Origin of the sequence: Gordonia ajococcus, assembly GCF_012974285.1 — a bacterium.
GTDB lineage: Bacteria > Actinomycetota > Actinomycetes > Mycobacteriales > Mycobacteriaceae > Gordonia > Gordonia amicalis.
Genome location: NZ_CP052884.1, coordinates 1,299,263 through 1,319,909, shown reverse-complemented (window position 1 = coordinate 1,319,909; position 20,647 = coordinate 1,299,263). Strand labels below are relative to the sequence as shown.

Below are 20,647 nucleotides of genomic sequence, written 5' to 3'. Positions count from 1 at the left end.
CGGGGGCGCTTTCGGCCGCGTGAAACCGACGACCCTCAGTGACCCACGAACCGCGGAGGCCGCTTCTCGGTTCGCGCGGCGCGACCCTCGGCCATGTCGTCGCTCTGCCAGGCGCGCATCATCGCGGCAACCCGATCCTCGGGTGCGGTGTCGCGGGCGCCGTCACCGTTGAGGACCAGCTTGTAGTGCTGCAGGGTGAGCGGCGCGAGGTCGGCGATGGTGGCCGCCCAGTGCTGGGCGTCGGCGAGATCGCCGATGCGATTGGCGAATCCGAGGGTGTGCGCTCGGTCGGCGTTCAGTGGGTCGCAGCCGATGAGCATTCCTCGCGCCTGCCCGGCACCGACCAGCGACACCAGCCGGCGGATGGTCCATTCGTCCACGGCGACACCGAGTTTGGCCGCCGGAATGGCCGCAATCGCGTCTGGGGCCATCACCCGGAGATCAGCGGCCATCGCCAGCTGGAGTCCACCACCGATCGCGGAACCGTTGAGCGCGGCGATGACCGGTACCGGCGTCTGCTCGATCTTGTGCAGCGTCGACACCAGCTTGTCGAGGAAACCGGAGTCGTAGACCGGCCCGGACAGGTCGGCTCCCGCGCTGAACACCGAGCCGCGTCCGGTCACCACGATGGCCCGCGCACCGGCGTCGACCGCGGCGCCGAAGGCGTCGGCGAGCCCGCTGAGCATCTTCTCGTTCAGCGCATTGCGCTTGTCGACACGGTCCAGCTCGATGGTGACAACGGCGCCCTCGGTGGTGGAGTGAATCATGGGCGCCAAGCCTACCGATCGCACCGTCGAGCCGAGCCGTGACAGGGTGGTCAGGTGCAGAACACCACGCCGAGCAGCACGACGCAGAGCAGCACATCTCAGATGGACACGTCCGTCTCGGACCCCGTCGACGTCGAGGAGCACTCGGATGTCGTGGTCATCGGCGGCGGCCAGGCGGCGCTGTCGGCGGCCTACTTCCTGCACCGCTTCGGCCTCGGCGATCGGTACCAGGTGCTCGACCACGCGCCGGGACCCGGCGGGGCCTGGCAGTTCCGGTGGCCGACGCTGACCCTGGCCACCGCCAACCGGGTCCACGACCTGCCCGGCTGGGGCATCGTCGAGGCGCTCGGCCTCGATTGCGATCAGCTGCCCGCAGCCACCGCGGTCCCCGACTACTTCGGCCGCTACGAGGAGAAGTTCGGCCTCCACGTCCGTCGGCCGGTGCATGTGCGTTCGGTTCGACGCGGTGACACGAATCTTCGGGGCGAGGGCTTCCACGTCGAGCTGGCCGACGGACGCACCGTGACCGCGAATGTCATCATCAACGCCACCGGGACGTGGGACCGCCCGTTCATCCCGCACATCCCCGGCGCGCCTGATTTCCGGGGCCGCCAGCTCCACACCCACGACTACCGGTCGCCGCAGGAATTCGCCGGCCAACGGGTCCTCGTCGTGGGTGCGGGGATCTCGGCGATCCAGCTGTTGATCGAGATCGCCCGGCAGGCACCGGACGTCGAGACGTTCTGGTGCTCGCGGCGCGAACCCGTCTTCAACTCCCAACCGTTCACTCCCGAGCAGGGCCGCGAGGCCGTGGCCCGCGTCGAGCGTCGTGTCCGCGCCGGACTCCCCCCGACGTCGGTTGTCTCAGTGACCGGGCTGGCACGCACCCCGGCGATCGCCGCCGCACAGCGCGACGGAATCCTGAAGTGGCGCCCCATGTTCACGCGCATCACCGAGACCGGCGTCTGCTGGGACTGCGGTCCGCAGGGCGGCGAACACCTCGATCTCGACGTGATCTTCTGGAACACCGGGTTCCGCAGTTCGCTGGATCATCTCGCGCCGTTGAGGCTGCGCGCGCCGGGTGGCGGGATCACGATGACCGGCCGTCTCGCGACGGTCGTCGAGGCGGACCCGCGGATTCAGCTGATCGGTTACGGGCCGTCGGCGTCGACGATCGGCGCCAACCGGGCCGGCCGGGAAGCCGCGCGCGTGGCCGCTGACCTGCTCGGAGTCGTCTCCCGCTGACCTCACCACCATCCGGCGACAAACCCGTCGTCGTCCGAAGACGTTGACAAATTGTTGCGTTTTCCCAACACTTGGTGAGGTGAGCCCAATACGCCGTGGGGAAAAGCTCCCCATCTACAACCGCATCGGCGTCTTGCGTGCGGAACGACAGATGTCGCGAGCCGAGCTGGCGAACCTCGTCGGCATCAACGTGCAATCGGTCGGCGCGCTCGAGCGGGGCGACAACTACCCGAGCCTCGACCTCGCGTTCCGCATCTGCGATGTCTTCGACCTGCCCGTCGAAGCCGTGTTCAGCCGTACGCCGTTCGGCGCCATGTCAGCCGAGCTCTACCGGCGCGATACGCGACCGGCATCGAACGGCTCGCCCACCAACGACACCGGAGGTGAATGATGAACGACCCGAACTCGGCGTTCCCAGAGGAGGTCAAACCCGAGCTCTGGCGCCGTTATGAGGACTGGCGGGGACGCCGTCACGAGGAGTTCAATGCCAAGCACGCACATCGCCTGCCGTCGTGGCGCAATCAGCGCGCGTACCGACGACTGGTTGTCGCACTGATCGTCGCGCTCGTTGTCATCATCGGCAGTTCGTCTCTCGCGTTCCTGTCCTCGGGTTGGTTCCTACTCCCGTTCGGCATCGGACTCGTCTCGGTCATCTCGATCCTGACGGCACTGCGCATCGTGACCGGGTCCGTCGCCGACGCGCCCGTCTCCACGCTCGACGAAATACAGCTCGCACAACGCAACTCGGCACGTTCGTTCGGATTCTTCGTGCTCTATGCGGTGATGTTCATCCCCTACTTCGTCCTCATCGCGATCAGCATGCGCGACGAGGTCCCGGGCCAGTGGGTCTACGGCAGCGCCATCCTGCTCATCTCGCTCGTCCTCTCCTCGATCTGCGTGCCCACCATGCTCATCGCCTGGTGGATGGGCGACCCCGACCCGGAAGATCTCATCGACGGACCGCGGATACCCACAGACAAGACCACCACCGGCAGGAAGGAACGCGAAGCATGAACGCACCTCTCATCGTCGACGGTCTCCACAAGCGCTACGGGGACCTGGTCGCCCTGCGCGACATGACTTTCCACGTCGAACCCGGCGAGATCTTCGGTTTCGTCGGCAGCAACGGCGCGGGCAAGTCGACCACGATGCGCATCATTCTCGGGGTGTTGTCCGCCGACGCCGGCGAGGTCCGGCTCGGCGATCGCCCCATCGATCTCGATCTGCGCCGGCGGATCGGCTACATGCCCGAAGAACGCGGCCTGTACCCGAAGATGAAGGTCGGCGAACAACTCACCTTCCTCGCGAGGCTCCACGGCATGAACACCGCGGACGCCGAGGAATCGGTGCGGCGCTGGACCGATCGGCTCGGCGTCGGCGCCCGGTACGACGACAACGTCGCCGACCTCAGCCTCGGCAACCAGCAGCGCGTCCAACTCGCCGCCGCGTTGGTCCACGATCCCGAGGTGCTGGTGCTCGACGAGCCGTTCTCCGGGCTCGACCCGGTTGCCGTCGACGTCATGAGTGATGTGCTCAAAGAGAAGGCGGCCGAGGGCATCCCGGTGATTTTCTCCTCCCACCAGCTCGATCTCGTCCAGCGCCTCTGCGATCGCGTCGGCATCGTCGCGCGCGGCGAGATGCGGGCGCTGGGCACCGTCGACGCGCTGCGTTCCCGCGACGGCATCACCCTCGAGGTCACCGGCCCCCGATCCGATGTCGCGTGGGCCGACGCGCTCCCCGGCGTCCGCGGTGTCGACTACGGCGAGACGACCCGCCTCCTCGTCGACCCGGACGTCGCCGACGACCAGCAGATCCTGTCCGCCGCACTCGACCACGGCCCGGTTCACCGCTTCACGACGTCCACCCCCTCCCTCACCGACTTGTTCCGAGAGGTGGTTTCGACATGACCGCACTGCACCACGCCCCCGACACGACAACCCGCCCCTCCCCCAAGGCATCGGCCGCCCAGGCGATTCGACTCGTCGCCGAGCGTGAGATCACCACTCGCGCCAAGACCAGGTCCTTCGTCGTCAGCACGGTGCTGCTGATGGTCGTCATCATCGCCGGCGCCATCGTCATCAACCTGCTCGCCGGCGGGGAGGACGTCGAGAAGGTCGCCGTCGTCGGACAACCGGCGGCGGTCACCGAATCGATTGTCGCGATCGGTGATTCGGCCGGCACCACCATCGCCACCGAGCCGGTGGACACCGTCGAACAGGCACGGTCCCGGGTCGCCGACGGTGACGTGGCGGCGGCACTCGTACCAGGAGAGACCCCGGGCTCCTACGTGATCCTGAGCAAGGACGGCGCCGACCCGGCCGTCGAAGGCCCCATCCGGACAGCGGTGTCGCAGGCAGGCCTCGCCGACGCACTGACGGCCCGCGGCGTCGACGCGGCCTCGCTTCCCGCCGTGGACATCTCGGTGACACAACTCGAGCCGACTCACCCGGACGAGGGCGAGCGCCTCGTCATCGCCCTCGTGGGTGTGGTGCTGCTGATCACCGCGATCATGATGGGCGGCACGATGGTCGCGGTCGGCGTCGTGGAGGAGAAGACGTCTCGTGTCGTCGAACTGCTCCTGGCGACGATCAAGCCACTGCATCTGTTGTGGGGCAAGATCATCGGCATCGGAACGGTCGCTCTGGCACAGGTCGTGCTGCTCGGTGCGACGGCGCTGATCGCCGGGACCGCCACCGGCATTCTGACGCTTCCCGGCGCGGCGGTCGGGATGTTCGCGGCCGTCATCGCCTGGTTCGTGCTCGGCTTCCTGTTCTTCGCGTCCCTCTACGCCGCGACCGGCGCCATCGTGTCACGCCAGGAAGAGCTCAGCTCGGCGTCTTTTCCCCTGACGGTTCTCGCCATGGCGGTGATGTACGCCGGGATCTTCGGTGTGCAGGCGCTGGATTCGACCCTGATCAAGGTGCTCAGCTGGATTCCGCCGTTCAGCGCGGCGCTCATGCCGATGCGGATCGCGAGCGGCGACACCGACACCCTGCAGATCGTGCTCACGTTACTGATCATGGCCGTCGTCTGCGCGCTCGCCACCTGGGTCGCGGCACGGATCTACCAGCGGTCGATCCTGCGCACGGGGTCGCGCCTCGGATGGGGCGAGGTGCTGAAGCTGGCGCGGTAGGGGTTTCGACACGCTCAACCGGCAGACCCCCCGCCGGTTGAGCCGGTCCCGAGCGAAGCGAGGCACCGCGTCGAAATCCCCGCCGGTTGAGCCGGCCCCGAGCGAAGCGAGGCACCGCGTCGAAACCACAGGCTCCGTTCAGATCTGGCCGAACCTGCGCAGGGCTTCTTCCCGCTCGGCCTTGTGGTCGACGATCGGGTCGGGATAGTCGTCGGCGTCGGTGTCCCCGACCCAGCGCCGGATGTACTCACCCTCAGGGTCGAACTTCTTGGCCTGCGCCTCGGGATTGAACACCCGAAAGTACGGGGCCGCATCGGTTCCCGTACCCGCAGCCCATTGCCAGCCGTGATTGTTCGACGCCATGTCGCCGTCGACGAGCTGCTCGAGGAACCACTTCGCACCCCACCACCACGGCAGGTGGAGATCCTTCACGAGGAACGACGCGGTGACCATCCGGACCCGGTTGTGCATCCAGCCGATCTCGGCCAACTGTCGCATCCCGGCGTCTACGAGCGGGAAACCGGTGCGTCCGGCCTTCCACGCCTCGAAGCGCTCGTAAGCCTTCTCGTCGGTGTCCAGAGCGATGCCGTCGAACTGGCGATTCCAGTTGTGCCACAAGCTGTGTGGCCAGTGATAGAGGACGTCGGCGTAGAAGTCGCGGAAGGCGAGCTCGCGGAGGTAGGCCTGCGCGCCCCTCGAGGCTCCGTCGCTACGCTCCTTCGCACCTCGGGGAGCAGAACCGGCGTCGTCGCTGCGCTCCTTCGCACCTCGGGGAGCAGGACGCGTCAGATCGGCGGCCAGGGTGCGCGGGTGGATGTTGCCGTACTTCAGGTACGCCGACATCCGGCTGGTCACGTCGGCGGCGGGGTCGTTGCGTCCGGTGTCGTAGTCGGCGAGATCGTCCTCGACGAACTCGGCCCACCGGGCGAGCGCGGCATCCTCTCCGGCCGGAAACGACAGCCTCGTCGGCGCCTTCGGGATTCTGATCCGGCCCGACTTCGTCACGTCCGACGGGTCGAGAACCGCTGAATCCGGGACCGACGAATCGGCCGGCTTTCGCCAGCCGTGATCGCGCCACCGGCGAAAGTACGGGGTGAAGACCTTGTACGGCTCGCCGTCGTCCTTGGTGACCCGGCCGGGCGAGACGAGGTACGGCGAACCCGTGGCCTCGAGCGGGGTGTCGCCCAGCGCCTCGTCGACCGCCTCGTCACGGCGTCGACCGAACGGCGAGAAGTCCCCGGAGATGTGTACGGACCCGGCGCCGACGGCCCGGGCCAGCCGCGGGATCTCCTCCTCCGGCCGACCGCGGACGACGAGGAGTCTGCCGTCGAGCTTGGCGTCGACCTCGCGGAGCGAATCGAAGAGGAACGCGAGGCGTCGCTCCCCCGACGACTTCTCCAGCCGGGGATCCACCACAAAGCACAGAAGGACCGACGAATCGGTCCCTCTGGCTGCAGCTAGCGCTGGTAGGTCACTCAGGCGCAGATCGCGCCTGAGCCACACCAGGTTGGTGGACGTCAGCCCACTCCGAGCAGGTCGATGACGAACACGAGGGTCCGTCCCGAGAGGCGGTGCCCCGCCCCGGCCGGTCCGTAGGCCAGCTCGGGCGGAACCGTCAGCTGACGGCGGCCGCCGACCTTCATGCCGGGGATGCCTTCCTGCCAGCCCGGGATCAGCCGGTCCAGCGGGAAGTTGGCCGACTGGCCGCGATCCCACGAGGAGTCGAACTCTTCGCCGGTCTCGTAGTCGACACCCACGTAGTGGACGTCGACGACACCCCCGCGGACGGCCTCGGCACCGTCACCGACGATGAGGTCGGCGATGGAGAGGTCGGCCGGCGGAGGACCCGCCTGGAACTCGACTTCGGGCTTCTCAGTGCTGGTCACAGGACTCTCCTTTGAGTCGGGCGGTCAGTCGTTGTTCCGGGTGGTCGGCGCCGAAGCGTCGCTCAGCGATCGCCCATCTGCACGTAGTCGCGCTCGGTGTAGCCGGTGTAGAGCTGACGCGGACGGCCGATCTTGGTGGTCGGGTCCTCGTGCATCTCACGCCAGTGCGCGATCCAGCCCGGCAGGCGGCCCAACGCGAACAGCACGGTGAACATCCGCGTCGGGAAGCCCATCGCACGGTAGATGACGCCGGTGTAGAAATCCACGTTCGGGTACAGCTTGCGCTCGATGAAGTAGTCGTCGGACAGAGCGACCTCTTCGAGACCCTTCGCGATGTCGAGCAGGTCGTCCTGCACGCCGAGGGTTTCCAGGATCGAGTCGGCGGTCTTCTTCACGATCGCGGCGCGCGGATCGTAGTTCTTGTAGACGCGGTGACCGAAGCCCATCAGCTTGACGCCGGCTTCCTTGTTCTTCACCCGCTTCATGAAGTCCTTGGTGTCGCCACCCTCGGCGCGGATGGCGTCGAGCATCTCGAGCACCGCCTGATTGGCGCCACCGTGCAGCGGACCCCAGAGGGCGTTGATGCCGCCGGAGATCGAGGTGAAGAGGTTGGCCTGAGACGAGCCGACGAGGCGCACCGTCGAGGTCGAGCAGTTCTGCTCGTGATCGGCATGCAGGATGAACAGCATGTCGAGTGCCTTGGCGACGTCCGGGTTGACCTCGTAGGGCTCGGCCGGGAAGCCGAAGGTCATGCGCAGGAAGTTCTCGACGAGGCTCAGCGAGTTGTCCGGGTACAGGAACGGCTGGCCGGCCGACTTCTTGTAGGCGTAGGCGGCGATGGTCGGCAGCTTCGCCAGGAGGCGGATCGTCGACAGCTCGACCTGCTCGTCGTCCTTGGGATCGAGAGAGTCCTGGTAGTACGCCGACAGCGCGTTGACCGCACTCGACAGCACCGGCATCGGATGCGCGTTGCGGGGGAAGCCGTCGAAGAAGCGCTTGAGATCCTCGTGCAGCAGGGTGTGCCGCTGGATCTTGGTGGTGAAGTCCTCGAGCTGCGACGGGGTCGGGAGCTCTCCGTAGATGAGGAGGTAGCTCACCTCGATGAAGGTCGACTTCTCCGCGAGCTGCTCGATCGGGATGCCGCGGTACCGCAGGATGCCGGCGTCGCCGTCGATGTAGGTGATCGCCGACTTGGTCGACGCCGTGTTCACGAAACCACCGTCGAAAGTGGTCAGGTTTGTCTCGGCAAGGAACTTGCCGAGCGCAACCGAGTCAGTGCCCTCGGTGGCCTTCAGGATCGGGAGCTCCAGCTGTCCACCGGGGTAGGTGAAGGTCGCTGAGGCCGTGTCGGACGCCTGGTCGGCTGGGACTGTTTCAGCAGACACACGAACCCCTTATTCAGATCAGAGTTTTGACAGTGTCCGGGTAGGACACACAGGTACAAACTAGTCTCTTCTCAGCTCGCCTGCCCACGGAGGGTCGGCGCCACGCCTCGAGACGGTGACGGCAGCCACGTGAGCTGCGAATTCGGCGACCTCACGCCACTGATCGGCGGTCAGTGAGCGAACCGAATCCGGCGACAGCGCACCCAGTCGGTCGAGCTGGTGGACGAGGCCTCCCAGGACGCTGTCGCCGGCGCCGATCGTGTCGACGACGTCGACGTTCCGGGCGGGCACGGTGACCTCGTCTTCGGTCGTGGTCACGGTGATTCCGGACGCGCCCGCGGTGGTGATCACCGCTGCGACACCGTCGGCGAGCCAGTCCTTCACAGCGCTCCCGGCCGCCCCTTCACCGAGCCATGCCGCATCCTCGTCGGACAGTTTCACCACGTCGACGGACGGCATCCAACTGCGGAAACGCCGCCGGTAGGCGTCTGCGTCGGGGATGAGGACCGAGCGAATGTTCGGGTCCAGCACGACGAGTCGGCGTTCGGCGTGGCAGCGCCGCATCAGGTTCTCGTAGACCGTGGCGCCGGGTTCGAGCACCAGCGAGAGCGTCCCGAAGGTCGCCGCGGCGACGGTCGGTGCGAGTGAACCCGGGTCGGCGACAGTGCGATCCGCGGTGCCTTCCACATAGAACGAGTACTGCGCGGAACCGTTGTCCGCGATGGTGGCCAGCGCGAGCGACGTCGGTTCCCGTCGGCGCTGCAGCATCGCGGTGCCGACCCCGGCGCCCTGCAGCGAGCCGACGATGGCCTCGCCGTAGTTGTCGGTGGACACCGCCGACAGCAATGAGACTGCACTCCCCAAGCGTCCCAATGTGATCGCGACATTGAACGGTCCCCCGCCGAGCGCCGGCTGCAGTGGCGCCAGCGTCGCGCCGGGTGCCTGTTCCTGCTGCACCACGTCGACGAGCGCTTCCCCGCAGACAACGATCTCTCTCATGGGTCCCTTTCGTCTGTGTGGCCCAGTCTGCCACCCTCTCGGCGGTAGATTCGGTGCATGCACGAGTTGCCGGCGGGTCCCGATGCGGTGGTGCTCGACTTCTCGGCCTACGAGTCCCCGTCGGCCGCAGTGCTCGACGCAACGATCGCCCTGCGTGATGCCGTGGACCGCGGAGAGCTGCCCGGGGTCATCGATCTGGTACCGAGCGCCCACACGCTGCTGGTGCAGGCCCGACCGGGCCGCGGCGTCGACGAACTGGGTGTGCGGCGCGCGTTGCGTCGTCGACGTGCCGGTGTCCACCAGGGCGTCGGACGGGCTGACGAGATCCTCGTCCCGGTGCACTACGACGGCGACGATCTCGCGGATGTTGCTGACGCCCTGGGCATCTCGGCCGACGAGGTGATCAGCCTGCACTGCAGTACCCGCTGGCGTGTGCAGTTCATGGGGTTCGCACCCGGGTTCGGCTACCTGGTCGCCGACGAGCCGACACCGCATCCGTTCGACGCCGTGGGCCGGCGCGCCGAGGCGCGCACCCGTGTCCCCGAAGGTGCCGTCGCGATCGCCGCCGGGTACAGCGCCGTCTACCCGAAGGAGAGTCCGGGCGGCTGGCAGCTGTTGGGCCGCACCGATGTTCGACTGTGGGACGAGAAGGTCGACCCGCCCGCACTGTTCGCGACCGGACACCTGGTGCGGTTCGTCGACGTCAGGACAAGCGGGGGGGAATGGGCAGGGACGACATGAGCACAACCGGATGACCGCCGTCACCGTGCTCGCGACCGGCCCGCTCGCGACCTTTCAGGACCTCGGCCGCCACGGATACGCGCATCTCGGCGTACCCGCTTCCGGTGGTGCGGATCGCGGCTCGCTGACCTTGGCCAATCGCCTTGTCGGCAACGACGAATCGGCCGCCACGATCGAGACGACCCTGGGCGGCTTGCGTATCCGTGTCGAAGGCGACGTACTGGCGGTGGTGACGGGTGCCGACACCTCGGTGCGCCACAACGGGGTTCCGGTCGGTCTCGCCGCGACCGTCGTCCTGCGCGAGGGTGACGAACTGGCCGTCGACCCACCGGTGTGGGGTCTGCGCAACTACCTAGCGGTGCGCGGCGGGTTCGACGTCGAGCCGGTCCTGGGGTCGCGGTCGACCGACACGTTGTCGGGGTTGGGGCCGCCGGTTCTCACCGCGAATGTGCGGGTGCGGGTGGGCCGGGCCGCCGGCGAGTGGCCGTCCGTCCAGTCGGCGCCGGCGAACACCGAGCATCCGCGCGTCGTGGTTCTCGAGGTGGACGAAGGTCCGCGTGCCGATCTGCTGCACGCGGCTGCCGACCTGAGATCGGGGACCTGGGTGGTCGGCGCCGACAGCAATCGCGTCGGTGTCCGCATCGACCGCGCCGCGGGTTCGTCGTATCCGCTGCTGACGCATCGGGAGAACGCGGGCGAGTTGCGTTCGGAGGGAGTCGCTCACGGATCGGTACAGGTGCCACCGAGCGGTCGCCCGGTGCTGTTCCTCCCCGACCATCCGGTCACCGGCGGTTATCCCGTGGTGGCCGTGCTGACCGACACGTCGGCCGATCTCGCCGCACAGCTCGTGCCCGGATCGGAGATCCGTTTCAGACGGCGCTGATCGGAGATCCGATTCAGACGGCGCCGACGTTTGGGACCGGTGCCGGTCGGGAACGCGTAGGACGTCCCCGATGTGGAGGTACCACCGTGAGCGATCCGTCTGTGAACGATCTGTCGACCGTGCAGCTCGTCGAACGGCTCCAGAGTCAGACGACGACCCTGGTCAAGACCGAGCTGCAGAATGCAGTGGCCGAGATGAAGGGGAAGGGGACCCGGATCGGTGTCGGCGCGGGGATTTCCGGCGCGGGCACCCTGCTGGTGCTGTTCGGCCTCGGAACGCTGGTCGCCGCTGCGGTCCTGGGACTGGCGAATGTCGTGCCGGCGTGGCTGGCCGCGGTGATCGTCGGAGTCGTGCTCCTGGCGATCGGCGGCGCAGCGGCGGCGTTCGGTGCGCAGCGTGCGAAGTCGGCCGTCCCGCCCGCCCCCGAGCACACCGTCGAGAGCGTCCAGCGCGACGTCGCAACCGTGAAGGAGCACCTGTAGATGAGTGACACGCAGCCCGATCGGAACCCGACCGACCCGCCGCCGGTGGAGCAGCAGCGCGAGGAACTCGCCGAGACCGTCGATGCGCTGGCGGCGAAGCTCGATGTCCCGGCACGAATGAACGCCGCCGCGGCGGAAACGGCGTACACCGCGAAGGTGAAGGCCGAGGAGAACCGCACCGCATTGATCGGTGTCGCGGTGGCCGTGCTGGTCGCCATCGGGACCGTCGTCGTCATCAAGCGTCGCCGCTGAACACCCGACCCAGGAGGAATTCGACATGACTGCCGTGTCCAAGGCGTTCTACAAACCACTGTCACTGGCGACGAGCGTGCTCGGCGGCATCGCCGCGGGAGCCGTGTTCGGCCAGATCTGGAAACGGATCTCCGACGACGCCGAAGCGCCCGATCCGAAGGATCTGGAGCGCAGCAATGTCGAGGTGCTCACTGCCGCGGCGCTTCAGGGACTGGTCTTCGGACTGGTCCGTGCGGCCGTCGACCGTGCCGGTGCACGCGGCTACCAGGCGGTGACTCACGAGAACCCCGACTAAGACGTGACGGTTGACACACCACTGAGACGAACCTAGGGTTCTGTCTCATGACTGAGGTACTGAACGACGAACAGACCACCTGTCCCGTTCACGCCACCGACGACGCGTCGGCCGAGCAGAGCTGCCCGGCCGACGCCGGGCGTTCTCCCGGCAGCCAGTTCTCCGAGGACGGCTACGAGACCGATGCCGAGGGAGTCAAACCCGCCCACGAGTACGAGCCCCTCGGTCCGGACTCGCTGACCTGGCAGATCTGGGGTACCTGGACCGGCATGTTCCAGAGCCTGTGGGCCGGTTCGATCCAGAACATGCACCCCAAGCTCGGCGCCGCCGTCTGGGACCACTCCGACTTCTTCGGAGAACGCTGGCAGCGCCTGATGCGGTCGCTCTACCCGATCAGCGGCGTCGTCTTCGACTCCGTGATCCCCGGCACGAAGACCGGCCTCGAGGTCCGGGACTATCACCGCACCGTCAAGGGGACGATGGAGGACGGGTCGCGCTATCACGCGCTCGACCCCGACGTCTTCTACTGGGCGCACGCGACGTTCTGGTACGGCAACGTCCGCCTGTGCGAGCGGTTCGGCCCGTTCCTCACCGAGGACCAGAAGCGCCAGCTGTTCGAGGAGTCCAAGGCCTGGTACGCCCAGTACGGCGTCTCGATGCGCCCCGTCCCGGAGACCTACGAGGACTTTCTCGAGTACTGGGACTACATGTGCCGCAACGTCCTACGCGACCACGTGTCGGTACGCACGGTCCTCGACATCACCCAGCTGCCGCCGCCCCCGTTCCTGAGCTTCATCCCCAAGTCGGTCTGGGACCGCTACCTCGTCCCGCAGAACCAGAAGATGTTCATGTGGCTGACGACCGGCTTCTACGACGAGCCGATCCGCGAGATCCTCGGCCTCGAGTGGACCGACGACGACGAGCGTCGATTCCGCCTCCTGGGCAAGGGAATCAACCTCGTCATGCACAGGCTGCTGCCGAAACGCTTTCTGCGCCACCCGCGTCCGCGCGACGCGTGGGACCGCGTGAACGGCAGGGTCGCGAAGGACGCGCCGATCGCGCACACACCCAGGCGCAACCTGCCACCGCTGGACCAGCGCGACAACCCGATGCACTACTGCCCCGTCACCGCCGCTCGGCGCGCGACGTATCCGACAGTGCTGACCTCGGACTGAGACTTCACGACGACGTCGGGGGCGGTTCCCGCTCACCTGTCCGGGTGAGCGGGAACCGTCGTCTGGTCTCTGCCCGGCCCGACTACTGCCGTCCCTGTCCCCGTCGCATCGCATGACGCACCCGCTCCGCCTCCCGCTGGGCATACGGGTTCGGCCGGCCGGCGCGTGATCCGGCGAGTTTGGCGCCGATGTGCTCCCCGACGGTGATCGGCGAGTATCGGCTTCCCGCCCCGACGCACGACGGCAGGGTCGCGATCATCGCGTCGATGTTGCCGTCGTGGAAGTACGCGGCGGAGCGTCGACGCTCGATCGCGCCGTCGACGATCGGCGCCTTGACCCGGTGTAGCGTCGACATCCAACGTTCGTTGGTCCAGCGGGCCATGAGGTCGCCGATGTTGACCAGCAGTGCACCGTCGACGGGACTCACGTCGTGCCATCGGCCGTGGTGGTCGAGGACCTGCAGGCCCTTCACCTGGTCCGCCCACAGGACGGTGACGATGCCGTAGTCGGTGTGCTCCCCCATCCCGGTCAGTTCTCCCTCGAGTTCGATCTCTCCGGGCGGGAGCGCGTAGTTGTTCATCCGCAGGACGTCGAGCGAGTGATCGGTGAATCCTTCGAAGAAGTCGGCGGGAAGGTCGAGGGCATCGGCGAAGATGCGGGTCAGGGTGTGTGCGACCCGTCGTGCCTCGACGAAAAAGGTCGAGACGGCCGCCTCGAAGTGGTCGACGGCCGGCCACGTGTTGTCGGCGTAGTGGTCGCCGGGAAGAGCGAGTTCGGGGTACTCGCGTGCTTCGACCCCGACGTTGAACGCCTCGAAGAAGTCGTTCATGCGGTCCGCGGACTCGACGCCCAGCGACAGGGACAACGACTCCGACTTCGGTGGCGCGTAGCCGCGATTGATCTCCGGCGGCGTTCGGTACGCCTTCTTCTCCTCGAGCGGAAGGGCGAAGAAGTCGTCCATGACCGCGGTGAACTCGTCGATGACCGCCGGCGGGATCCCATGCCCGACGATCTGCATGAACCCGACCGAACCGGCGGCGTCGTCGACCTTCGCCGCGACCACGGCCCGATCGGCGGCATCACCGTTGCGGATGTAGGGCGAGATGTCGATGATCGGCACCTGGAAGCCGGTGGAGGCGGCGGTCATGGCGTCCATGGTGACACCGAATCACCGTAACCGCTGGCCAGGCGTCGAACGGCTCAGGTCCGCTGACCGGCCCGGTACTGCACGAAAGCCGGGATCAAGAGGGCCGCAATGATTGTCGCGATCACCACGGCGACACCGCCGAAGGCCGTGGCAGCCGCGACCCCGATCGATGCGGCCGCGGTGCCGTGCGCCACGTCGCCGATCCGGGGGCCACCCGCGACCACCACGATGAACACGCCCTGCAGGCGCCCGCGGACCTCGTCGTTGGCCGCCGCCAGCAGGATCGTCTGACGGAAGGCGGCCGACGCCATGTCGGCGGCACCGCCGATCATCAGCAGCACCACCGCGACGACGAGCATCGGCATCGCCGTGCCGTCGGCGAAGGACACCGCGATGCCGGTTCCGGTGATCGCCAGACCCCAGATGATGATGCAGACGATCACGGCCAGGCCCTGCCGTTCGACGCGCGCGACCCAGCCCGAGAAGATACCGCCGACCACTGCCCCCGCGGAGATCGCCGTGAACAACAGGGCGAACGCCATGCCGCCGCCCTCCGGTCCGCCGAAGTTCTCGTGTGCCATCTGCGGGAACAGCGCCCTGGGCATGCCGAAGATCATGGCGATGAGGTCGACGAGAAACGACGCCATCAGGATCTTGTGGCCGGTCAGGTACCGGAGCCCTTCGATCACCGAGCGCAGCCCGGCGACCTTGGGCGCCGCGTCGCTCTCCGGACGCAGCGACGGCAACATGACGACCGCGATCAGCGTCGGCAACAGGAACAGGGTGTCGACGAAGTAGAGCCACGAGTAGCCCAGGATCGGGATCAGCGCTCCACCGACGAGCGGGCCGGCGATGGCACCCGCCTGCATGACCGTCATGTTCAGCGACAACGCCGCCGGGAGATCCTTGGCGTCGAGCAGTCGTGGCAGCACCGCCGTCCGCGTCGGCTGGTTGACCGCGAGGAACGCCTGTTGAACGGCGAACAGCACCAACAGGATCCACACGTTGCCGCCGCCGGCTGCAGCCTGCACCCAGAACAGCGCACTGCACACGATGAGACCGACGGTGGTGGTGATCAGCAGTGTTCGACGGTCGACGACGTCGGCGAGTGCACCGCCCCACAGCCCGAACACCACCAGCGGGACCAATCCGAACACGCCGGTCAGGCCGACGTAGGCGGAGCTGCCGGTGACCTCGTAGATCTGTGCGGGCACCGCGACGATCGTGAGCTGGGCTCCGACGACGGTGACGATGTTCGCGAGCCACAGGCGCCGGAAAGCGAGAGTGCGCAGCGGCGTCGTATCGGCGAGGTGGCGGCGCATTCTCGCCATCCTAGGACCGCCCGCACACGAGTAGACCGACGCCGGCCCGGACGCCCATTACTGTCGAGGTGTCAGCACCTGTCCATGACCGCGCCCCCGCTCACGGGGCCGAGTGACCCGGGAAAGTCCGCATGACGACGACCACCGAACACCCCCACACGTGGACGGCGGAGGCTCTCGCCGACGGATTGGCAACCGACATCACGGTCGGGCTCACCGACGCCGAGGTCGCCGAACGTCGCTCCGAATACGGCGAGAACCGCTTGCGCAAGGAAGCCCGCGAACCGGCCTGGCGCAAGGTGCTGCGTCTGCTCGCGGACAAGATGACGTTGGTGCTCGTGGCGGCGGCAGCCGTCAGCGCCGGGGTGTCGCGCGAGTGGGAGACGCCGGTGGTGATCCTCGCGGTGATCACGTTCAACACCGTGATCAATTACGTTCAGGAGTCGCGAGCCGAAGAGAGTCTGCGCGCGCTGCGGAGCATGTCGGTGGACTCGTCACGGGTTCGACGAGACGGTCAGGAGCGGTACGTCGAACGCACCGAGCTCGTGCCCGGCGACATCGTCCTGCTCGAGGCCGGCGACGCCGTCCCGGCCGATGGCCGGATCGTGCAGGCGGCCCGGCTGCAGATCGCGGAGTCGGCTCTGACCGGGGAATCGCAGCCGGTCACCAAGACCGCCGATCCCCTCGCCGATCCGAACCTTCCGATCGGCGACCGAACCAACATGGCATTCATGAACACCGAGGTCACCCGCGGCCGGGCGACGATGGTGGTGACCGGAACCGGCATGTCGACCGAGATCGGCACCATTGCTTCGCTTCTGGGCACGGCCGGCGTCGACAAGACTCCCTTGCAGCGACGAATCGACCAGCTTGCGACGCTGCTGACCGTCATCGCGATCGTCGTGGTGAGCATTGTCTTCCTCCTCGGTCTGCTTCGCGGGGAGTCGTGGTCGGACCTGCTGTTGACCGCCGTATCGCTGGCGGTGGCGACCATCCCGGAGGGATTGACCGCAGTCGTCGCATTCACGCTCGCCCTCGGCGCGTCGCGGCTGGCCAAGCGCGGAGCGATCATCAAACAACTGGCGGCCGTCGAGACCCTGGGCAGTACAACCCATATCGCAACCGACAAGACAGGAACGCTGACCCTCAACGAGATGACCGTCCGAAAGCTGGTCGTGGCCGGTCACATCTACCGGGTGACCGGCGGCGGCTACTCGCCCGACGGCAAGATCCTCTCCGACAGCGAGGATGCACTTCCCGATTTCCGCCGGGCCCTCCTGGCGATGTCGCTGTGCAACGATGCGTCGGTCGACGACGGTGTGCTGGTGGGTGACCCGACCGAGGGTGCGCTGGTCGTGCTCGCCGAGAAGGGCGGCATAGATGTGGTCGGCGCCCGGGCGAATCATCCGCGTCTCGCCGAGGTGCCGTTCGACTCCGACTACAAGTTCATGGCGACCTACCACGAGAGCAGCCTGCCGGGCACCGGCCCGTACCGGTGCTATGCCAAGGGCGCCTCGGGTGTGTTGATGAGTCGGGCGACGATGGTGCGTACCTCCGAGGGCGACCGCGCGATCACCGACGAAGATCGCGACCTGATCGCGACGGCTGTCGACGAGCTCGCCCACGAAGGGCTGCGCACCCTCATGATCGCCGGGACCACGTTGGCCGAACTACCCGACGAGTCCTCGCTTTTCGACGCCGTCGACAACCTCGCGATATACGCGGTGGTCGGCATCCTCGACCCTCCTCGACCGGAAGCACGCGAAGCCATCGCGACCGCCCACGAGGCCGGGATCGGCGTTCACATGATCACCGGCGATCACCTCACCACCGCGTCGGCGATCGCCACCGACCTCGGCATCGAGGGCGAACCGCTCTCCGGCGGCACCATCGACGACATCAGCGACGACGAGTTGCGAGCACGCGCAGCCCATTTCGGGGTTCTCGCCCGGGTGGCACCGGAACACAAGATCCGTTATGTCGAGGCTTTGCAGGCGAATGGCGAGGTGGTCGCGATGACCGGCGACGGCGTCAACGACGCACCCGCCCTCAAGCAGGCCGACATCGGCATCGCCATGGGTATCACCGGCACCGACGTCTCCAAGGGTGCAGCGAAGATGATCCTCACCGACGACAACTTCGCGACCATCGTCTCCGCGGTGCGCGACGGTCGCGGAATCTACGCCAACATCGTCAAGTTCGTGAAGTTCCAGCTCACCACGGCGTGGGGCTTCGTCCTCATCTTCCTCACCGCGGGTATCACGGGAATCGCCGGGGGCGCACCGTTCACCGCGCTGCAGATCCTGTGGGTCAACATCATCATGGACGGCCCTCCGGCGCTCGCACTCGGTGTCGACGCCACCGAGCCCGGCACGATGAAGCAGAAGCCGAGATCGCCCGGCGAACGACTGCTCAGCCGTAATCGCGTGCTCCGCATCCTCACACTCGCCATCGTCATGACCGTCGGCACCATCCTGACCCTGGTGTTCGCCGACGACATCTTCCCCGGCAGCGCCCGCGACCCGCTCTTCGCGGGCACGCTGGGTTTCACGACCTTCGTCTTCTACCAGGTGTTCAACCTGCTCAACGTGCGTTCGGATCGTGGGTCGGTGTTCTCCCTGCAGACCCTGACCAATCAAGCGATCTGGATCTCCCTGGTGGCGGTGATCGTGCTGCACGTGGCGGTCGTCAACGTGGGCTTCCTCCAGGACCTGTTCGACACCACCTCCCTCACCGCCACCGAGTGGCTCTACGCCGTTGTCGTCGCGTCGTCGGTTCTGGTGGTCGAGGAGATCCGCAAGGCAGTGGTCCGCGCAGTGTGGCGCTTCTGATACGGACCGCCGAGACACCGGACGCCCTGCGGTGGACGCACGATCGGGAGGTTGCGCCGGTGTCGGACCCGGCGGATCCGCCGGGTCGCAGGTTCAGGGCTGCAGCCGCTCGACGCGCCATTCGTGGTCGACGTGGGTGAGGCGCACCCGGTTGTGCAGGCGGTTCGCCCGCCCCTGCCAGAACTCGACCTCCACCGGAACGATGCGGTAGCCGCCCCAGTTCGACGGGACGGGGATCTCGTCGCCGGCGTCGAACCCGCCGTACTGCTCGGCCAACTCGGCGGCCTTCTGCTCGAGTTCGAGGCGGCTGCCGATCGGCCGGGACTGTTCCGACGCGGCGGCCGACAACTGTGATCCCCGCGGTCGGATCTCCCAATAGGCCTGCGTCTCTTCGGTACTGAGGTGTTCGACCGGCCCGCGGAAATGGACCTGGCGCTCCAGGGCGATCCACGGGAAGGTCACCGATGCATGGGGATTCGCGGCCATGTGCTGGCCCTTGTCCGACTCGTAGCCGGAGAAGAACACTACGCCGTTGGCGTCGACGCCCTTGCACAGCACGGTCCGGGTCGACGGCCGGCCGTCGGCGTCGACGGTGCCGAGGACCATCGCATTCGGTTCCGCGATCCGGGCGTCGAGCGCTTCTTTCAGCCAGACACTGAACAGGTCGAGCCACGGCGGGTCGCCGCGGAGCCAGCTCGGGTCGAGGTTCTCACGGATGCCGTCGGCGCCGGCCGCACGATCGCCCTCGCCGATGTTGGGCGGAATACCCCCGCCGTAGCCGACGCGCATGTTCGGCAGATCGATCGATTCGAGCGGTTTCTCCAACACTCGGCTGAATTTACTCCGACAACTCAGTTACTCCCTGGTACACGCGGAGGGTGGTGCTGATCTACAGTTCGATCTGATCGACGCATGCGATTTCAGGACACAGTTGTCTCAGTGAGGTGGTTGTCATGGCCAACGCGGTTCCCGACGATTTCGTTCCAGGTCTCGAAGGCGTGGTGGCGTTCACCACCGATATCGCGGAGCCCGACAAGAACGGCGGCAACCTGCGCTATCGCGGCGTCGACATCGAGGATCTCGTCGAGAACAAGGTGACCTTCGCCGACGTCTGGGCCCTTCTCGTCGACGGAAAGTTCGGCGACGGACTGCCGCCGGCCGAGCCGTTTCCGCTACCCATCCACACCGGCGACGTGCGCGTCGACGTCCAGGCGGCGCTCGCCATGCTGGCCCCGATCTGGGGTTACGAACCGCTCCTCGACATCGACGACGCCACCGCGCGGGAAAATCTCGCACGCGCCTCGGTGATGGCGTTGTCGTATGTCGCGCAGTCGGCCCGCGGCATCCATCAGCCCGCCGTCCCGCAGCACGTCATCGACGAATGCTCGACCGTGACCGAACGGTTCATGACCCGTTGGAAGGGCGATCCCGACCCCAAGCACGTGGCCGCCATCGACGCCTACTGGGTGAGCGCGGCCGAGCACGGCATGAATGCGTCGACGTTCACCGCACGCGTGATCGCCTCCACCGGCGCCGACGTCGCGGCGTCGCTGTCGGGTGCCATCGGTGCCATGTCCGGACCCCTGCACGGCGGCGCGCCGGCCCGCGTGCTGCCGATGATCGAAGAGGTCGAGAAGACCGGTGACGCACGAGGATTGGTGAAGGGCATCCTCGACCGCAAGGAGAAGCTGATGGGCTTCGGGCACCGCGTGTACCGCGCCGAGGATCCGCGCGCCCGCGTGCTCCGACGCACCGCCCAAGAACTCGGGGTCCCGCGTTTCGAGGTCGCCGCCGCGCTCGAGCAGGCTGCTCTCACCGAGCTTCGCGAACGACGCCCCGACCGGGCGATCGAGACGAATGTCGAGTTCTGGGCCGCGGTCATCCTCGACTTCGCCGAGGTTCCGACGCACATGATGCCCGCGATGTTCACCTGCGGCCGCACCGCCGGCTGGTGCGCCCACATCCTGGAGCAGAAGCGTCTGGGCAAGCTGGTCCGTCCCGCCGCCATCTACACCGGTCCCGCCCCGCGACGCCCCGAAGACGTCGAGGGGTGGGGCGACGTGGTCAAGCCCGGGCTGTAGACCACACCACCGCGAGATCTTCA

The 20,647-nt window shown here is 67.3% G+C and carries 21 protein-coding genes; 13 read left to right on the top strand and 8 right to left on the bottom strand.

The annotated features are described in order from the left end of the window. Positions 1 to 35: 35 nt before the first annotated feature. A complete protein-coding gene (locus GAA2_RS06045; RefSeq protein ID WP_006436082.1) occupies positions 36 to 767 on the bottom strand; it encodes an enoyl-CoA hydratase in 732 nt (243 codons plus the stop codon). A 102-nt stretch (positions 768 to 869) separates the two neighbouring features. On the opposite strand from GAA2_RS06045, the gene GAA2_RS06040 reads away from it, so the two are divergent. The 5 genes from GAA2_RS06040 (at position 870) to GAA2_RS06020 (ending at position 5,145) form a co-directional block, all read left to right on the top strand. Continuing rightward, positions 870 to 2,012 (top strand): NAD(P)-binding domain-containing protein, encoded by a 1,143-nt coding sequence (locus tag GAA2_RS06040; protein ID WP_024499924.1) that lies wholly within the window; start codon positions 870 to 872, stop codon positions 2,010 to 2,012. Between the two features lie 79 nt (positions 2,013 to 2,091). Next, complete coding sequence (locus GAA2_RS06035) at positions 2,092 to 2,403, top strand: helix-turn-helix transcriptional regulator (RefSeq protein ID WP_006436080.1); 312 nt, start codon at positions 2,092 to 2,094, stop codon at positions 2,401 to 2,403. Further along, on the top strand, positions 2,403 to 3,026 hold the full coding sequence (locus tag GAA2_RS06030) for a hypothetical protein (protein ID WP_006436079.1): 624 nt from the start codon (positions 2,403 to 2,405) through the stop codon (positions 3,024 to 3,026). The genes GAA2_RS06035 and GAA2_RS06030 overlap by 1 nt, the downstream gene beginning before the upstream one ends. Beyond that, positions 3,023 to 3,919 (top strand): ABC transporter ATP-binding protein, encoded by an 897-nt coding sequence (locus GAA2_RS06025; protein ID WP_006436078.1) that lies wholly within the window; start codon positions 3,023 to 3,025, stop codon positions 3,917 to 3,919. Before GAA2_RS06030 ends, GAA2_RS06025 begins: the two co-directional genes overlap by 4 nt. Then, positions 3,916 to 5,145 carry an ABC transporter permease gene (locus tag GAA2_RS06020; protein ID WP_024499923.1) on the top strand — a complete coding sequence of 410 codons (1,230 nt, stop codon included), beginning with the start codon at positions 3,916 to 3,918 and terminating at the stop codon, positions 5,143 to 5,145. Before GAA2_RS06025 ends, GAA2_RS06020 begins: the two co-directional genes overlap by 4 nt. A gap of 138 nt (positions 5,146 to 5,283) precedes the next feature. Here the strand turns inward: GAA2_RS06020 and GAA2_RS06015 are convergent, their stop codons facing one another. The 4 genes from GAA2_RS06015 to GAA2_RS06000 all read right to left on the bottom strand — a co-directional run bounded on the left by GAA2_RS06015 (position 5,284) and on the right by GAA2_RS06000 (position 9,415). Continuing rightward, positions 5,284 to 6,648: a cryptochrome/photolyase family protein gene (locus GAA2_RS06015; RefSeq protein WP_024499922.1), complete on the bottom strand. Its 1,365-nt coding sequence runs from the start codon at positions 6,646 to 6,648 to the stop codon at positions 5,284 to 5,286. Positions 6,649 to 6,662: 14 nt separating this feature from the next. Continuing rightward, the gene (locus GAA2_RS06010) at positions 6,663 to 7,031 is read right to left on the bottom strand and encodes an FKBP-type peptidyl-prolyl cis-trans isomerase (protein WP_006436075.1); all 369 of its coding nucleotides are present in this window, start codon (positions 7,029 to 7,031) and stop codon (positions 6,663 to 6,665) included. A gap of 62 nt (positions 7,032 to 7,093) precedes the next feature. Beyond that, entirely contained in the window at positions 7,094 to 8,416 is a 1,323-nt protein-coding gene (locus tag GAA2_RS06005; RefSeq protein ID WP_006436074.1) for a citrate synthase, read from the bottom strand. A gap of 60 nt (positions 8,417 to 8,476) precedes the next feature. After that, a complete protein-coding gene (locus GAA2_RS06000) occupies positions 8,477 to 9,415 on the bottom strand; it encodes a carbohydrate kinase family protein (protein WP_159405861.1) in 939 nt (312 codons plus the stop codon). Between the two features lie 57 nt (positions 9,416 to 9,472). Here GAA2_RS06000 and GAA2_RS05995 point away from each other — a divergent pair, with 57 nt between their 5' ends. From GAA2_RS05995 to GAA2_RS05970, 6 genes are all read left to right on the top strand, one after another. Then, positions 9,473 to 10,156 carry a 5-oxoprolinase subunit B family protein gene (locus GAA2_RS05995; RefSeq protein ID WP_159405860.1) on the top strand — a complete coding sequence of 228 codons (684 nt, stop codon included), beginning with the start codon at positions 9,473 to 9,475 and terminating at the stop codon, positions 10,154 to 10,156. Between the two features lie 10 nt (positions 10,157 to 10,166). Next, positions 10,167 to 11,039: a biotin-dependent carboxyltransferase family protein gene (locus GAA2_RS05990; RefSeq protein WP_006436071.1), complete on the top strand. Its 873-nt coding sequence runs from the start codon at positions 10,167 to 10,169 to the stop codon at positions 11,037 to 11,039. Positions 11,040 to 11,125: 86 nt separating this feature from the next. Next, on the top strand, positions 11,126 to 11,521 hold the full coding sequence (locus GAA2_RS05985) for a phage holin family protein (RefSeq protein WP_024499921.1): 396 nt from the start codon (positions 11,126 to 11,128) through the stop codon (positions 11,519 to 11,521). Next, complete coding sequence (locus tag GAA2_RS05980; protein ID WP_006436069.1) at positions 11,522 to 11,773, top strand: DUF3618 domain-containing protein; 252 nt, start codon at positions 11,522 to 11,524, stop codon at positions 11,771 to 11,773. 25 nt (positions 11,774 to 11,798) lie between these two features. After that, a complete protein-coding gene (locus GAA2_RS05975) occupies positions 11,799 to 12,068 on the top strand; it encodes a DUF4235 domain-containing protein (protein WP_006436068.1) in 270 nt (89 codons plus the stop codon). A gap of 47 nt (positions 12,069 to 12,115) precedes the next feature. Next, positions 12,116 to 13,243, top strand: a complete 1,128-nt coding sequence (locus tag GAA2_RS05970; RefSeq protein WP_159405859.1) for an oxygenase MpaB family protein — start codon at positions 12,116 to 12,118, stop codon at positions 13,241 to 13,243. Between the two features lie 82 nt (positions 13,244 to 13,325). Here the strand turns inward: GAA2_RS05970 and GAA2_RS05965 are convergent, their stop codons facing one another. Together GAA2_RS05965 and GAA2_RS05960 are read right to left on the bottom strand one after the other, a co-directional pair. Then, a complete protein-coding gene (locus GAA2_RS05965) occupies positions 13,326 to 14,399 on the bottom strand; it encodes an isopenicillin N synthase family dioxygenase (RefSeq protein ID WP_159405858.1) in 1,074 nt (357 codons plus the stop codon). Positions 14,400 to 14,443: 44 nt separating this feature from the next. Beyond that, positions 14,444 to 15,712, bottom strand: a complete 1,269-nt coding sequence (locus GAA2_RS05960) for an MFS transporter (protein ID WP_159405857.1) — start codon at positions 15,710 to 15,712, stop codon at positions 14,444 to 14,446. Positions 15,713 to 15,843: 131 nt separating this feature from the next. Between GAA2_RS05960 and GAA2_RS05955 the strand changes: the two genes are divergently transcribed. After that, the gene (locus tag GAA2_RS05955; protein ID WP_159405856.1) at positions 15,844 to 18,543 is read left to right on the top strand and encodes a cation-translocating P-type ATPase; all 2,700 of its coding nucleotides are present in this window, start codon (positions 15,844 to 15,846) and stop codon (positions 18,541 to 18,543) included. 93 nt (positions 18,544 to 18,636) lie between these two features. On the opposite strand, the gene pdxH is transcribed toward GAA2_RS05955, so the two are convergent. After that, positions 18,637 to 19,332 (bottom strand): pyridoxamine 5'-phosphate oxidase, encoded by a 696-nt coding sequence (gene pdxH / locus GAA2_RS05950; protein ID WP_394854758.1) that lies wholly within the window; start codon positions 19,330 to 19,332, stop codon positions 18,637 to 18,639. A gap of 164 nt (positions 19,333 to 19,496) precedes the next feature. Between pdxH and GAA2_RS05945 the strand changes: the two genes are divergently transcribed. Then, complete coding sequence (locus GAA2_RS05945; RefSeq protein ID WP_006436061.1) at positions 19,497 to 20,624, top strand: citrate synthase 2; 1,128 nt, start codon at positions 19,497 to 19,499, stop codon at positions 20,622 to 20,624. The last annotated feature ends 23 nt before the right edge of the window (positions 20,625 to 20,647 follow it).